This is a genomic window from Porphyrobacter sp. MBR-155, assembly GCF_040547625.1.
Classification (GTDB): domain Bacteria; phylum Pseudomonadota; class Alphaproteobacteria; order Sphingomonadales; family Sphingomonadaceae; genus Erythrobacter.
Window position 1 is genome coordinate 253,349 of sequence record NZ_JBEPQB010000005.1, and the last position, 14,253, is coordinate 267,601.

General features: G+C 61.8%; 14 protein-coding genes. 5 read left to right on the forward strand and 9 right to left on the reverse strand.

Annotated elements, in window-relative coordinates; translation table 11 throughout:
- The first annotated feature begins 32 nt into the window (after nt 1–32).
- The 5 genes from queA to ABIE62_RS07665 all read left to right on the forward strand — a co-directional run bounded on the left by queA (nt 33) and on the right by ABIE62_RS07665 (nt 5,433).
- Nucleotides 33–1,097 (forward strand): tRNA preQ1(34) S-adenosylmethionine ribosyltransferase-isomerase QueA, encoded by a 1,065-nt coding sequence (gene queA, locus ABIE62_RS07645; RefSeq protein WP_354324914.1) that lies wholly within the window; start codon nt 33–35, stop codon nt 1,095–1,097.
- A gap of 113 nt (nt 1,098–1,210) precedes the next feature.
- Nucleotides 1,211–1,738: an outer membrane beta-barrel protein gene (locus ABIE62_RS07650; RefSeq protein WP_354324915.1), complete on the forward strand. Its 528-nt coding sequence runs from the start codon at nt 1,211–1,213 to the stop codon at nt 1,736–1,738.
- A gap of 118 nt (nt 1,739–1,856) precedes the next feature.
- Entirely contained in the window at nt 1,857–2,993 is a 1,137-nt protein-coding gene (tgt, locus tag ABIE62_RS07655; RefSeq protein WP_354324917.1) for a tRNA guanosine(34) transglycosylase Tgt, read from the forward strand.
- Nucleotides 2,994–3,043: 50 nt separating this feature from the next.
- Nucleotides 3,044–5,068, forward strand: coding sequence for an alpha/beta hydrolase family protein (locus ABIE62_RS07660; protein WP_354324918.1), 2,025 nt, complete (start codon nt 3,044–3,046; stop codon nt 5,066–5,068).
- 53 nt (nt 5,069–5,121) lie between these two features.
- The gene (locus ABIE62_RS07665) at nt 5,122–5,433 is read left to right on the forward strand and encodes a chorismate mutase (protein WP_354324919.1); all 312 of its coding nucleotides are present in this window, start codon (nt 5,122–5,124) and stop codon (nt 5,431–5,433) included.
- 44 nt (nt 5,434–5,477) lie between these two features.
- Here ABIE62_RS07665 and ABIE62_RS07670 read toward each other — a convergent pair whose 3' ends face one another.
- The 9 genes from ABIE62_RS07670 to dnaG form a co-directional block, all read right to left on the reverse strand.
- Nucleotides 5,478–5,723, reverse strand: coding sequence for a hypothetical protein (locus ABIE62_RS07670; RefSeq protein WP_354324920.1), 246 nt, complete (start codon nt 5,721–5,723; stop codon nt 5,478–5,480).
- Nucleotides 5,724–5,998: 275 nt separating this feature from the next.
- On the reverse strand, nt 5,999–6,613 hold the full coding sequence (rpsD, locus tag ABIE62_RS07675; protein WP_354324921.1) for a 30S ribosomal protein S4: 615 nt from the start codon (nt 6,611–6,613) through the stop codon (nt 5,999–6,001).
- 174 nt (nt 6,614–6,787) lie between these two features.
- Nucleotides 6,788–7,552 (reverse strand): RNA methyltransferase, encoded by a 765-nt coding sequence (locus tag ABIE62_RS07680; RefSeq protein WP_354324923.1) that lies wholly within the window; start codon nt 7,550–7,552, stop codon nt 6,788–6,790.
- Between the two features lies 1 nt (nt 7,553).
- Nucleotides 7,554–8,015, reverse strand: coding sequence for a transcriptional regulator NrdR (gene nrdR, locus ABIE62_RS07685; RefSeq protein ID WP_354324925.1), 462 nt, complete (start codon nt 8,013–8,015; stop codon nt 7,554–7,556).
- 8 nt (nt 8,016–8,023) lie between these two features.
- The gene (locus ABIE62_RS07690) at nt 8,024–8,245 is read right to left on the reverse strand and encodes a hypothetical protein (protein WP_354324927.1); all 222 of its coding nucleotides are present in this window, start codon (nt 8,243–8,245) and stop codon (nt 8,024–8,026) included.
- A gap of 13 nt (nt 8,246–8,258) precedes the next feature.
- Complete coding sequence (gene glyA, locus ABIE62_RS07695; RefSeq protein ID WP_354324928.1) at nt 8,259–9,581, reverse strand: serine hydroxymethyltransferase; 1,323 nt, start codon at nt 9,579–9,581, stop codon at nt 8,259–8,261.
- Nucleotides 9,578–10,057 carry an RpiB/LacA/LacB family sugar-phosphate isomerase gene (locus tag ABIE62_RS07700; protein ID WP_354324930.1) on the reverse strand — a complete coding sequence of 160 codons (480 nt, stop codon included), beginning with the start codon at nt 10,055–10,057 and terminating at the stop codon, nt 9,578–9,580. The genes glyA and ABIE62_RS07700 overlap by 4 nt, the downstream gene beginning before the upstream one ends.
- A 115-nt stretch (nt 10,058–10,172) precedes the next feature.
- Nucleotides 10,173–12,215: an RNA polymerase sigma factor RpoD gene (rpoD, locus tag ABIE62_RS07705; RefSeq protein WP_354324931.1), complete on the reverse strand. Its 2,043-nt coding sequence runs from the start codon at nt 12,213–12,215 to the stop codon at nt 10,173–10,175.
- 79 nt (nt 12,216–12,294) lie between these two features.
- The gene (gene dnaG / locus ABIE62_RS07710; protein ID WP_354324933.1) at nt 12,295–14,154 is read right to left on the reverse strand and encodes a DNA primase; all 1,860 of its coding nucleotides are present in this window, start codon (nt 14,152–14,154) and stop codon (nt 12,295–12,297) included.
- Between the last annotated feature and the right edge of the window lie 99 nt (nt 14,155–14,253).

Sequence of the window (14,253 nt, forward strand, 5' to 3'; positions counted from 1 at the left end):
GACTGCGCGGGAATGCGCTAGGCGCGCGTGCCATGAAAGTTGACCTGTTCGATTTCGATCTGCCGACGGATCGCATTGCCCTGCGCCCGGCGCGTCCGCGTGATGCCGCGCGGATGTTGGTGGTGCGCGGACACGATGCCCCGTTCGAAGACCGCGGGGTAAGCGATCTGCCCGATCTGCTGAACCCCGGCGATGTGCTGGTGTTCAACGACACCCGCGTGATCCCCGCGCAGCTCGAAGGCCGCCGCGCTGATGGTGAGGCAAGGATCGGCGCGACCTTGCACAAGCGGATCGATCTGCGGTGCTGGCAGGCGTTCATCCGCAATGCCAAGCGGGTGAAGCTGGGCGATCAATTGGTGTTCGGCGGCGGTGTTACCGCGCGGGCGGAGGCGCGCCACCCAGATGGCTCAATCACGCTATTGTTCGAAGGCGATGAGCCTGTCGAAGTGCTGCTCGACCGCGCAGGCACGATGCCGCTACCGCCCTATATCGCGGCGCGGCGCGGGGTCGATGAGCAGGATCGGGACGATTACCAGACGATGTTCGCGGCGGAAAAAGGCGCGGTCGCCGCGCCCACCGCATCGCTGCATTTCACCCAAAGGCTGGTCGATGCACTGGATGCGCGCGGGATTGGCCGGGCAATGCTGACCCTCCACGTCGGCGCCGGGACTTTCCTGCCGGTAAAAGTCGATGATACCGCAGACCACCAGATGCACGCCGAATTCGGACGTATCAGCGCCGCTACCGCGCAGCAATTGAACGCAGCGCGCGCTGCCGGAGGCCGGATCATCGCCGTCGGCACAACTTCACTGCGGTTGCTCGAAAGCGCGGCGGCGGAGGATGGCACCATCCTGCCATTCGCGGGGGACACCGCCATTTTCATCACGCCGGGTTACAGGTTCCGCGCGGTCGATGGGCTGATGACCAATTTTCACCTGCCCAAATCGACCCTGATGATGCTGGTGAGTGCGTTGATGGGGCGTGACCGGATGATGGCAGCCTATGCCTACGCGATCGCCAGTGATTATCGCTTTTATTCCTACGGCGATTCCTCGTTGTTGCTGCCTGATGGCAGGGCTGGCGAAAGTTGCCAATAGCCGAAACTGAACGGCGCCCTGCCTATCGGTTCATCCGATAGAAAGTCTGTTTTTCCTAGGGGTTGCGGCACCTGCTGCTCCCCCCATTCGGCAGGTCAATGAAAGGAAAAAACATGACTAAAATAGCATTCTCAGCGCTCGTAGCGCTGACCGCGATCACCCTTCCGGCCGCTGCCCACGCGCAGTCCAACTCCGAAGCCAAGCCCGAGGTCTATATCGGCGCATCGGCGGGTATTCACGATCTTGGTATCGGCCTGCCCGATGATGATGGCGGCATTTACGGCGTTATTGCCGGGGTCGATTTCCCGGTCGGCAACACGTTCTTTGTTGGCGCGGAAGGTAACTTCCACATTGGCGATGGTGCGATTGATAGCGAATATGGTGCCGCCGTTCGCGCAGGTGTGCGCGTTGGTGACAATGCCAAGCTGTTCGTGCGTGGCGGCTATCAGGAAGTCGACTTTGACCTCAGCAATTTCGTGACTCCGGCAGTGGTCGGGCTCGATGATACTGATGGCGATTACCTCGTCGGTGCAGGTGTCGAATTCGGTCTGGGGGAAAGCCCGATCCGGTTCCGCGCCGGGGTTGATACCATCGCGTTCGATTCCACCCGTGCGACGATTGGCGTGCTTTACGCCTTCTGAGCCAGCTTCTGCTCGGCAAATTATGGCAGGAGCAGCACCTACGCTGCTCCTGCCATTTTCGTGCGCCCGCGCGCCGACGCGTGACAATCCGCTGTCGCGGCGCTAGCGCGCGAGCGCGATGACTTCCCCCCGTTTTTCCTTCACCCTGCACGCCGTCGACGGCAAGGCCCGCACCGGCACCATCACGATGCAGCGCGGCGAAATCCGTACGCCTGCATTCATGCCGGTCGGCACGGCAGCCACGGTCAAGGCGATGAAGCCCGAAGCCGTGCGCGCGACCGGTGCCGACATTATCCTTGGCAATACCTATCACCTGATGTTGCGCCCCGGTGCAGAACGCGTGGCGCGGCTTGGCGGCCTGCACCGCTTCATGAACTGGCCGCGCCCGATCCTGACCGATAGCGGCGGCTATCAGGTGATGAGCCTGTCAGAATTGCGCAAGCTGACCGAACAGGGGGTGGAGTTTCGCAGCCACCTTGACGGGTCAAAGCATATGCTCACCCCCGAACGTTCGATGGAGATCCAGCGGTTGCTGGGTTCCGATATCGTCATGGCGTTTGACGAATGCCCACGCGCTGATCGTTCGCGCGATGAAATAGCTGCGTCGATGGAATTGTCGATGCGCTGGGCCAAACGCAGCCGTGACGGGTTTGACAGCGGAGGGGAACACGCCGCCCGCGCCGCGCTGTTCGGGATACAGCAGGGCGCGCTGCATCAAGACTTGCGGCGGGAAAGCGCCGATGCACTCACCGACATTGGCTTCGATGGCTATGCCGTCGGCGGGCTGGCCGTGGGGGAGGGGCAGGAGGCGATGTTCGGCGTGCTCGACTATGCGCCCGATATGCTCCCCGCCGACCGCCCGCGTTACCTGATGGGGGTGGGCAAGCCCGATGATCTGGTCGGCGCGGTGGAGCGCGGGATCGATATGTTCGATTGCGTGCTGCCCACCCGGTCAGGCCGCAACGGGCAGGCGTTCACCTGGAATGGCCCGATGAACCTGCGCAATGCGCGGTTCGCCGAGGATACCGCGCCGCTGGACGTGTCCTGCACCTGTCCGGTCTGCGCCACCTATACGCGCGCCTATATCCACCACCTCGTCAAGTCTGGCGAAATGCTGGGTGCAATGTTGGTGACGGAGCATAATCTCAGCTTCTATCAGGCCTTGATGCAGGCCATGCGCGATGCGATTTCCGAAAGGCGATTTGCCAGCTTCTCCAGAAGATTCCTCCGCGATTACTTGCGCCAAGAGGGTTGAACCACGCGCAGGATCGGTTAGCCTCGCCCCGCGAATAAGGGGGCATCATCATGAGGATACAACGCAGGGCCAGCAGACTGGCGATTAGCGTAGCTTTGGTTCTTGGCGGTATCGCAGGTGCTCTAGCCCCGGCAACGGCACAGGGTAGTGATGTGGATGCGGTTGCCGCCCTGTTCGGCGCGCGCGAAACCGTGCTCGATATTTCGCTTTCGCCGTCAGGGACCAAAATTGCCTTTGTCGCCGCCGGGCCGGAACACATCGAGCTGCTGAACGTCATTGACCTGGAAGGCGATGCGCAGGTCAGGCAGATTGTTGTCAATTCCGAGAAGATCGGCGATCTCGAACAGTGCGAATGGGCCAGCGACACCCGCCTTGTCTGCCTGGTTTCAGGCATGGCCAAAGGTGGCGACGGCATTCTGGTTCCCTTTGACCGGCTGTTCGCAATCAACGCCGATGGCGGTGAAATCAGGGAACTCAGCAAACGGCAATCCCGCGCGGCGCTCGCCTTTGTGCAGCAGGGCGGAGATGTGCTCGCGCTCGATGTCGGCGGCGAACAGGGCCAAATTCTGATGTCACGCCAATCGGTTGAGGAATTTTCCACCGGTACGCGGACTGCCAATCGCGATTCGGGGCTGGGCGTTGATCTGGTTGATGTTACCTCGGCCAAGCGCCGCACGCGCGAACGACCCGACCCCGCCGCGCAGCGCTATATTGCCGACGAGACTGGTCAGGTGCGGGTCAAGGTGCGCGCGCGCTACGATGGAAACGGGCGGCTGACGGGCAAGTATGACTATTTCTATCGGTCGCAGGGCAGCAGTGGCTGGCAGGCGTTCGACAATCTTGCGATCGAGGGAAAGGGCGTCGCGTGGTTCTCGCCGCTGTCGGTCGACAGCAGTCGCAACGTCGCGATCGGCTTCGTCGGCAACAATGGCTATAATGCCATCGCCGAATTTGCGCTCGATGGCAGCGGGCAGGGCAAGCTGCTGATGGCGCGCGATGATGTCGATGTTGACGCGCTGATCCGCATCGGACGTCAGCGCCGGGTGGTGGGGGCGAGCTTCGCCACCGAAAAGCGTCAGATTACTTATTTCAGCCCGGAACTCGCCAAGCTGGCAGCCGACCTTGGCAAGGCATTGCCCGATCAGCCGATCATCAACATCGTTGGCGCGAGCAGCGACGAACAGCAATTGCTGCTGATCGCTTCAAGCGACACGCAACCGGGCATGGTTTACCTGTTCGACAAGGGCAAGCGCACGCTCGAACCCATCCTGTCGGTGCGCGGCGACCTTGCTGACCGCAAGATGGGCCGGATGCAGCCGGTGACCTATCCGGCGGCGGACGGAACGCAGATCCCGGCCTATCTTACCCTGCCGCCGGGGTCTGATGGCAAGAACCTGCCCGCCATTGTCATGCCGCATGGCGGCCCTGCGGCGCGCGACGAATGGGGGTTTGATTGGCTGGTACAGTTCTTCACCGCGCGCGGTTATGCCGTGCTCCAGCCCAATTACCGGGGATCGTCAGGTTATGGCGAGGACTGGTACGGACGCAACGGTTTCAAAGCGTGGGATGTTGCAATCGGCGATGTCAATGACGCCGGGCGCTGGCTGGTCAGCGAAGGCATTGCCGCGCCCGATCAACTGGCCATCGCCGGATGGTCGTATGGTGGCTATGCCGCACTACAGTCACAGGTGCTCGATCCCTCACTGTTCAAGGCGGTGGTGGCTATCGCGCCGGTGACTGATCTGGCCTACCTCCAGAACGACGCCCGCCATTATACCAGTTCCCGCCTGGTGAGCGATTTTATCGGGGAGGGGCCGCATGTCGCTGCGGGCAGCCCGCTCCGCCATGCCGAAAAATTCGCGGCTCCCGTGGCGCTGTTCCACGGCACCCGCGATCTCAATGTTGATGTGCGGCACTCACAGGCGATGGAAAAAGCGCTGAAGGATGCGGGCCGGCCGGTCATCTATCACGAATACGAGGATCTCCAGCACGGACTTGGCGACAGCAAGGCCCGCACCGACATGCTTGCCACGATTGGCCGCTTTCTTGATGAGGCGCTTGGCCGCGGCGGTTGAATGTGCCGGAAGGCACTCGACAAATCCGGTCTGCACCGCTTAGGGCCTATGCGATGAACGAAACCTGCGTAAGCCCTGAAGACTACACCACCATGATCGAAGTGCGCGCTGGGGTTGATGCGCTTGACCGTGAATTGGTGGCGTTGTTGGCGACCCGGTTTGGCTACATGCGCGCCGCCGCCCGGATCAAGGACAGCCGCGATGCGGTGAGGGATGAAGCGCGCAAGGCCAGCGTCATCGCCGCCGCCGTGGCCGAGGGTGAAGCACGCGGGCTGCCCGGTGACGTGATCGCGGACATCTGGGAACGGCTTGTCGAAGGCTCGATCGCCTATGAATTGGCCGAATGGGACCGGATCAGGGGTTAATAGATCCTGACCCTAGGGTCAGAGAATGCCGCGAAGCGCGCGGATTAATTGCCGGGCGAAGGAGTGGTATTGACCCCGCCGGCATCCTTCAGCGTGTTGGCGCTTTCACGAGCGGCTTTTGCCACGGCATCCCACTGCGCTCTGGTCCGGCAGACCCGCTGCCCCACCCGCGTTCCGGTTAACGCGATTTTGCGGCACACCATTTCATCGTCCTTCGCCTCGGCCTCCACCTTGGATGGCTCGCTGGAAGATTTCGAATCATTCTCCTGACTTCCGTCGGATTGGGCCAAACCGGGGGTTAAAGCCGTTGCGGACGCAAGCAGAATCAGGGTCGCCGATAGGGCGTGAAAATTACGCAACTAATGTCTCCTTTGTTGCGTCCGCTAACATGCAAACAGAGCGCGGGCAACCAGCGCCCATTTTACCAGCGCGCTGAGATACTGACGCATCAAGCGCTGGAAATGCTCAAGGCCCGTGTTGACATCAGTATCAAGCGCTCCCCAAACGCGAAAGGGCGGCCCCAAAGGGCCGCCCCATGCAAAGCGATTGGCGTGAAGTCTGCGGATCAGCGCGAGTAGAATTCGACCACCAGGTTCGGTTCCATCGTCACCGGGTAAGGCACTTCGTCGAGCTTGGGCACGCGGGTGAAAGTCACCTTGTCCGTGCCATCGGGCATGACGTAATCGGGAACGTCGCGTTCAGCCAGGCTTTGCGCTTCGATCACCAGCGCCATTTCCTTGGCCTTGCTGCCGAGGCTGATGACGTCGCCCACCAATACGCGGCGCGAGGCGATGTTGCACTTCACACCGTTCACATAAATGTGTCCGTGGCTTACAACTTGACGCGCTGAGAAGATCGTCGGTGCAAACTTGGCGCGGTACACCACCATGTCGAGCCGCTGTTCGAGCAGGCCAATCAGGTTCTGACTGGTATCGCCCTTCATCCGCGACGCTTCGAAATAGGTGCGCTTGAACTGCTTTTCGGTGACGTCGCCGTAATAGCCTTTCAGCTTCTGCTTGGCGCGCAGCTGCAGACCGAAATCGCTCATTTTGCCCTTGCGCCGCTGACCATGCTGGCCGGGGCCGTAGGCACGCTTGTTCACCGGAGAATTGGGGCGACCCCAGATGTTTTCGCCCATCCGACGGTCAAGTTTATACTTGGCGCTTTTGCGCTTCGACATAAGTCGTATCCTTCAATTTTGCTGGCCCACCCCATTGGTGAGCGTTCAACCCGGCATCGCACCGCCAGACCGAGATGCCTGACGCGGCCACTGCTTCACCGGGGTGCAGGGCCAATTGCGAAGGCGCGCGCATAGCAGGATGGGGCGCAAGGTCAAGCCTTGTCGCGGGTGCAATCAGTCCCGCCGGGTGCGGCTCAGCGTGGTGAGGATGCCGCGCAAGGTGCGCACTTCCAGATGGTTCCAGCCCGGTTTCGTCAGCATCCCGCGCAAGGTGCGGTGGGTCGTTTCCGCGCGGCCTCGGGGCAGGAAGTAACCGCGCGGTTCAAGCAATTCCTCAAAATGCGCGATCAGCCCGTCAAGTTCTTCCTGCGGGGCGGGGGGCAGCACATCTTCGACCGTGGGCTGCACCAGCGCCGCATCCGCGCCCGCCAGTTCGCGCCCCATCCGCGACCATTCATAGGCCACCAGAATCACCGCCTGCGCCAGATTGAGGGAGGCAAATTCGGGATTGATCGGCACCGTGATGATATTGCGGGCCAGCGCCACGTCTTCGGTTTCCAGCCCCGACCGTTCCGGCCCGAACAAAATCGCGTGGCGTCCGGCCAGCGCGTGCACCTGCCGCCCGGCCTCATCGGGGCCGATCACCGGTTTGGTCACGCCGCGTTTGCGCACCGTGGTGGCGTGGACATGGGCGCAATCGGCGACGGCCTCGGCAGTGGTGGTATAGACCCTGGCCTGTTCCAGAACGATGTCCGCCCCCGCAGCAGCCGGGCCAGCCGAAGGATTGGGCCAGCCATCGCGCGGAGTCACCAGCCGCAGCTCTGTCAGCCCGAAATTGAGCATCGCGCGCGCCGCCTTGCCGATATTTTCGCCCAATTGCGGGCGCACGAGCACGATCACCGGGGTGTTGAGGCTGCCAGTCCTGTCAGTTTTTGGCACGTCAGTCCCTCGCCGCGTCCTGCACCGTGCTGGCGAATTCCTCGAAATCGCGCGCTTCGGAGAAATCGCGGTAGACGCTGGCAAAGCGGATATAGGCGACCGAATCGATCTGGCGCAGGCCTTCCATTACCAGCTCGCCAATATGCGCCGATGGCACTTCCGCCTCACCCGAGGTTTCAACCTGCCGCTGAATGCCTGAAATCAGCTGATCGAGCCGTTCCTGTTCAATCCCGCGCTTACGACAGGCAAGCGCGACCGAATGTTCCAGTTTCGACCGGTCAAACGGTTCACGGCGGTCTCCGGATTTGACCACCACCACCTCGCGCAGTTGCACCCGTTCAAAGGTGGTGAAGCGCGCCCCGCAAGACGAACACTGCCGCCGCCGCCGGATCGAGGCGTTATCCTCGGTCGGGCGGCTGTCCTTGACCTGACTATCATCATGGGCACAAAAGGGGCAGCGCATTCAGATGGTTACTTCTTGATCCGCTGGTAGAAGGCAAAGCCTGCGCCAACAGCAAGTCCCAACGGCCACGACACCACCGGCAGGATCATCCCGGCGACAGCGCCGATCGCCGCGCCGGTCAGCACCGGCTTGGTCGAAGGATGGTGAACGCCTTCCTTAGCCATGCCAGAGATTTCAGCCTTGGCATCTTCGACCCAATCGGGGGTCTTGCGGGGATCAGACTCGTTCATGGTCGGTGCCCTCTCACAGGCCGGGATAGACGGGGAAGGCGGCGCACAGTGTGCTGACCCGCTGGCGCACGCTTTGTTCGATCTGCGCATCGCCTTCGGGGCCGTTTTTGGCGAGTCCATCAACCACTTCGGCGATTAACTTGCCAATGGTCCGAAACTCTCCCGGGCCAAAACCGCGGGTGGTGCCTGCCGGAGTGCCGAGCCGGATGCCGCTGGTGACGAAGGGTGATCGGGTGTCGAACGGGATGCCGTTCTTGTTGCAGGTGAGCCACGCCCTGTCGAGGCCCTTTTCAGCATCCTTGCCGGTCACGTCTTTTGCGGTGAGATCGACCAGCATCGAATGGTTATCGGTGCCGCCCGACACGATCCTCAACCCGTTGTCTTCAAGACTGGCCGCCAGCGCGCGGGCGTTTTCGACCACGCGGTGGGCGTAGGTTTTGAATTCGGGCTGCAAAGCCTCGCGGAATGCCACCGCCTTGGCCGCGACGATGTGCATCAACGGGCCGCCTTGCAGGCCGGGGAACACCGCCATGTTCAATGGCTTGGTGTATTTTTCGTCATTCCACAGAATGATCCCCGAACGCGGGCCGCGCAGGGATTTATGCGTCGTCGAAGTAACGATGTCGCAATGCGGGAAGGGCGATGGATGCGCGCCGCCTGCAACCAGCCCGGAGATATGGCTCATATCGCACAGCAGCACCGCGCCCACTTCATCCGCAATCGCGCGGAAGGCGGGGAAATCCCAGGTGCGCGAATAGGCCGTGCCGCCGCAGATAATCAGCTTCGGCTTGTGCTCGCGCGCGGTGGCGGCAACCGCTTCCATGTCGATCCGCTCGTCATCCTGACGCACGCCGTAAGAAACCGGGTTGAACCACTTGCCGCTCATATTGACCGGCGAACCGTGGGTCAGGTGTCCGCCAGAGTTGAGATCCAGTCCCATGAAGGTATCGCCGGGATTGAGCAGCGCGAGGAACACCGCCTGATTCATCTGCGAGCCGCTGTTCGGTTGCACATTGGCAAAATTGCAGCCGAATAATTGCTTGGCGCGGTCAATTGCCAGCGTTTCGACCACATCGGCATAGTCGCAGCCGCCGTAATAGCGTTTACCCGGATAGCCCTCGGCATATTTGTTGGTGAACACGCTGCCCGCTGCCTCAAGCACCGCGCGGCTTGCGATGTTTTCCGACGCGATCAGTTCGATCTTGTCGCGCTGCCGGGCGAGCTCCTTGGCAACCGCAGCGGCGATTTCCGGATCGGCGGTGGCAAGATCATTGTGCCAGAACCCGTCCATGAGGGTCGTCGTGCGGGCGGCAAAATCAGCAGGGGCAGTGCTCATTGATGGGTCTCGATATGATCGGGCAGGAACGGGGGCTTGCCAAGCTTGCCGACGCGGCGCTGATGGCGTCCGGCAGGGTCGCCTGCATCGGCAAATTCGGTGTCGAGGAAGGTGGCGACGCAGGATTTGGCCATCTCGCTCCCGATCAGCCGCGCGCCTAATGCGATGCAATTGGCATCATTATGTTCGCGGGCAAGGGCGGCTGAGAGCGGCTCTGATACCAGAGCGCAGCGCACCTGCGGATGGCGATTGACGCTGATCGAAATGCCGATCCCGCTGCCGCATAAGGCAACGCCGAATTCCGCCGCCCCTTCGGCGATAACTTCCGCGAGGCGGTAGCCGTAATCGGGGTAATCGACGCTGACCCCCGGTTCGGGGCCAAGGTCAGCGACCTCGTGCCCGTCTTCGATGAGCCATTCGACAAGCTCGGTCTTGAGCTCAATGGCGGCGTGGTCAGAGGCTATGGCGATACGCATGCAAGGCACATAGGCGCTGAGACAGCGATTCTCCACCCCTAGGGGGCGGCTTTTCGACGAAATCGCTGATGTGTGCGAGACATGAAAAACCCCGCCGAAGCGGGGCGTTTCATTATTACTGATCCAAGAACGACCGCATCTTGCGGCTGCGGCTCGGGTGTTTGAGCTTCCTCAGCGCTTTCGCCTCAATCTGGCGGATACGTTCGCGGGTCACGCTGAATTGCTGGCCGACTTCTTCGAGCGTGTGATCGGTGTTCATCCCTATCCCGAACCGCATCCGCAGCACGCGTTCTTCGCGCGGGGTGAGGGACGCCAGCACGCGGGTGACGGTTTCCTTGAGGTTCGCCTGAATCGCGGCATCGACCGGGATGATCGCGTTCTTGTCCTCGATGAAATCGCCGAGGTGCGAATCCTCCTCGTCGCCAATCGGCGTTTCAAGGCTGATCGGCTCCTTGGCGATCTTCATCACCTTGCGCACTTTTTCCAGCGGCATGGAAAGACGCGCGGCCATTTCCTCAGGCGTCGGCTCGCGGCCTTCTTCGTGCAGGAACTGGCGGCTTGTGCGCACCAGTTTGTTGATCGTTTCGATCATGTGCACCGGAATGCGGATGGTGCGGGCCTGATCGGCGATGCTGCGGGTGATCGCCTGCCGGATCCACCACGTCGCGTAAGTGCTGAACTTGTAACCCCGGCGGTATTCGAACTTGTCGACCGCCTTCATCAGTCCAATATTGCCTTCCTGAATAAGATCAAGGAATTGCAGGCCGCGGTTGGTGTATTTCTTGGCGATCGAAATCACCAGACGCAGGTTTGCCTCGACCATTTCCTTCTTGGCGATGCGCGCCTCACGCTCGCCTTTCTGCACCATGTTGACGATGCGGCGAAACTCGGTGAGGCTCATCCCGGTCTGTGCGGCGATATCGGAGATTTCGGCGCGGATGCGTTCAATCGCGGCGTCTTCGCGCTCGGCAAAGGCGGCCCATTTCTTGTCCTTCTTGGCGCGTTCCTTGATCCAGCCATCGTCCATCTCGTTGCCGACATAGGCGTTGAGAAAGTCGATACGCTTGACCTTGTGACGTTCGGCCAGACGCAGCATCTGCCCGCCCAGCGTGGTCAGGCGGCGGTTGAAGGCATAGAGATTGTCGACCAGAAATTCGATCTTGGTCGCGTGGAACTGCACGCTTTCAACCTCGGCGGTGAGGTCTTCGCGCAAGGTTTCGTATTTCTTTTCCTTGGCTTTCGGGAAATCATCGCCCTCCGCCAGAGTTTCGACCCGGTCGCGCTGGAGCTTTTCAAAATCCTTGAACAGCTTGGTGATGCGGGCAAAGGTTTCAAGCGCTTCGGGCTTCAGCGCGGCTTCCATCTGCGCGAGGGAGAGGGTGTTGTCTTCCTCCTCTTCCTCTTCGCGTTTGGGCCTACCTTCGCCGTCCTCGTCATCATCGTCGGATGCTTCGGGCTCGTCCTCTACCTCGTCGTCCTCACGGATGGTCGGGCCGGCGGTGGCTTCGGAGATTTCGCCGTCGTCGTCATCATCTTCGGCGCCCTCGGCCAATTTGTCGGCGGGCGGTTCCTTGGACAGCATCGCGTCCAGATCAAGGATTTCGCGCAGTTGCATATCGCCATTGTTCAGCGCTTCTGACCACTGGATGATGGCGTGAAAGGTGATCGGGCTTTCGCACAGGCCCATGATCATCATGTCGCGCCCGGCCTCGATCCGCTTGGCGATGGCGATTTCGCCCTCGCGGCTGAGCAGTTCAACCGCGCCCATTTCGCGCAGATACATCCGCACCGGATCATCGGTGCGTTCGCCGGTTACGAGCTTTTTGTTGCCCGCCCGCGCGTCTTTGCTCGGGCCCTTTTTGTCGCTGTCATCATCGTCGTCGTCGTCATCATTATCGTCATCGGCGATACCTTTGACCTCAGACTCCTCGCCATCGGATTCAGCTTCGGCATCCTCGTCATTTTCGACGATCTGCACGCCCATTTCGCTGAGCGCGGTCTGGACATCCTCGATCTGATCGGGGCTCATCTCGCCCGATGGCAGCGCCTCGTTCAGCTCGTCATAGGTGACATAGCCGCGCTTTTTTGCCTTGCTGATCAACTTCTTGATCGAAGCCTCGTTGAGATCGATCAGCGGGGCGTCTTCTTTTTCGGCCATATTTCAATATCAATCCGTTGCCCGGCGGTTGCGCGCTGTGTGGTCGCGCGGCGCCGCCCGTTAATCCCATACCCGCTGTTCAGGCGGTGTTTTCACCCGTCGCCAGCGGAGCCGCTTTCCGGCGTCCGAAGGCCTTGAGGCGTTCTTCAATTGCACTGAGCTGCGCGCGCAAACGGGTCTGTTCGACAAACGACCCTTCCGGATCATTGTCGAAACGGGCAATGGTGGCCGCAAGCGCAGCCTCCAAGGCTGGTTTTTCGACCAGCAGCGACACAGCTTCAGCCAGTTCCTCGCACGCGGCGCCGGGATCATGGCCTTCATCAAGGAAGGCGTAGCGGATATCTGCCGGCGGGGCAGGTTGACCTTGCGCGCTGCATATGGCGAGTGCGCCGTCCGAATCAAGCGTTTCTGCAAGTTCGAACAGCGATTCGATCAAAGGTGCGGCTTCGCGGTCATGCCGGGCGAGCCGCGACAGGGCCTCGGCATGGCGGGATATCTCTTGCGGATGGCGGGTCAGCCCCGCGATGACAGCGGTGAGCAGGCCCTGGCGCTGGCCGCCCGCCATCATGCCGGAAAGCCGCGCGCGCGCATCATCAGACAGGCGCTGCGGCACTGGCTGACCGCCGCGCCACGGGCCGCGCTGGCCGGGTTGGGGCGATTGGCGCGGCGCGCGCGGCGGATAGGCAAAGGCTGAAAACCGGTCGCCAAGTTCGCGGCGATAGAGGCCCTTGACCTCGGGATCAGCGATGGTTTCAACATGCGCCATCAGCCGCGCCTTCAACCCCGCCTTCGCCTCTGGCGTGGCGAGCGGCTGCGCATCGCGTTCAAACTGCCACAGCGTTTCGATCAGGCTTGCGGGGTTATCGAGCAGCAGTTCCATCGCGCCCTTGCCCTGCGCGCGGAGCAAATCATCGGGATCAAGCCCGCTCGGCAGCCGCACAATGCTCAGCGAACGCATCGGTGCCAGCATCGGCAGCGCCCGCGCAACCGCCCGCATCGCCGCGCGCTGGCCCGCCGCATCGCCGTCAAAACACAGCACTGGCGCATCGACCATGCGCCACAACAGCTCAAGCTGCATTTCGGTAAGCGCCGTGCCGAGCGGGGCGACCACATCGGCGATCCCCGCATTGGCGAGCGCGATCACGTCCATATAGCCTTCAACCACCACCACCCGCCCGCTCTGGCGCGCAGCGGGCGCGGCGCGGTGGAGGTTGTAGAGCGTGCGGCCCTTGTCGAACAATTCGGTGTCGGGCGAGTTCAAATATTTCGCCACGCCTTCTCGCTTGTCGAGGATCCGCCCGCCGAACGCGATCACCCGCCCGCGCGCATCGTGGATCGGCAGCATCACCCGACCGCGGAACCGGTCGTAATGCTCGCCCGCTTCGTTGGCGGCGCGCATCCCGGCCGCTTCGAGCATATCCTCGCCGAATTGAGGGAGCGCGTTGGGCAATGCCTGCCGGTCATCGGGTGCCCAGCCAAATCCGAATTCGCGGCATACCGCAGGTGCGAACCCGCGCCGTTCCAGATAGTCGCGCGCCGCCTTGCCGCCCGGCCCGGCGAGGGTTTCGACATAGAACGCCTGCGCGGCATCGGTCACGTCGATCAGGCTGGCGCGCTGTTCAGCGCGTTTGGCTTGTACCGGATCGGGCGCGGGGACTTCCATCCCGGCCTGCGCCGCCAGTTCCTTGACCGCGTCCATGAATTGCAGCCCGGCGTGATCGACCATCCAGCTGATCGCATCGCCATGCGCCCCGCAGCCAAAGCAGTGATAAAACTGTTTCTGATCGTTGACGTAGAAACTCGGCGTCTTTTCGTCGTGGAACGGGCAGCAACCCTTCCATTCGCGCCCCGCACGGGTCAGTTTGACGCTGCGCATCACCAGCGTGGACAGCGTGATCCGCGCGCGCAGTTCGTCCTTCCATTGCGGGGTGATGGCCATGGGCGACTATTGATCCCCGTTTCCGTTCGTGTCGAGGTGAGGCACCAGGATCATGTGCACCCGGTGTGGAAACAACATCCGTTCGTGCTGAGCTTGTCG

Coding starts and splice junctions, on each gene's coding strand:
- queA (WP_354324914.1), top strand. CDS start 33: ATGAAAGTTGACCTGTTCGATTTCGATCTGCCGACGGATCGCATTGCC.
- ABIE62_RS07650 (WP_354324915.1), top strand. CDS start 1,211: ATGACTAAAATAGCATTCTCAGCGCTCGTAGCGCTGACCGCGATCACC.
- tgt (WP_354324917.1), top strand. CDS start 1,857: ATGACTTCCCCCCGTTTTTCCTTCACCCTGCACGCCGTCGACGGCAAG.
- ABIE62_RS07660 (WP_354324918.1), top strand. CDS start 3,044: ATGAGGATACAACGCAGGGCCAGCAGACTGGCGATTAGCGTAGCTTTG.
- ABIE62_RS07665 (WP_354324919.1), top strand. CDS start 5,122: ATGAACGAAACCTGCGTAAGCCCTGAAGACTACACCACCATGATCGAA.
- rpsD (WP_354324921.1), bottom strand. CDS start 6,613: ATGTCGAAGCGCAAAAGCGCCAAGTATAAACTTGACCGTCGGATGGGC.
- nrdR (WP_354324925.1), bottom strand. CDS start 8,015: ATGCGCTGCCCCTTTTGTGCCCATGATGATAGTCAGGTCAAGGACAGC.
- ABIE62_RS07690 (WP_354324927.1), bottom strand. CDS start 8,245: ATGAACGAGTCTGATCCCCGCAAGACCCCCGATTGGGTCGAAGATGCC.
- glyA (WP_354324928.1), bottom strand. CDS start 9,581: ATGAGCACTGCCCCTGCTGATTTTGCCGCCCGCACGACGACCCTCATG.
- ABIE62_RS07700 (WP_354324930.1), bottom strand. CDS start 10,057: ATGCGTATCGCCATAGCCTCTGACCACGCCGCCATTGAGCTCAAGACC.
- rpoD (WP_354324931.1), bottom strand. CDS start 12,215: ATGGCCGAAAAAGAAGACGCCCCGCTGATCGATCTCAACGAGGCTTCG.
- dnaG (WP_354324933.1), bottom strand. CDS start 14,154: ATGGCCATCACCCCGCAATGGAAGGACGAACTGCGCGCGCGGATCACG.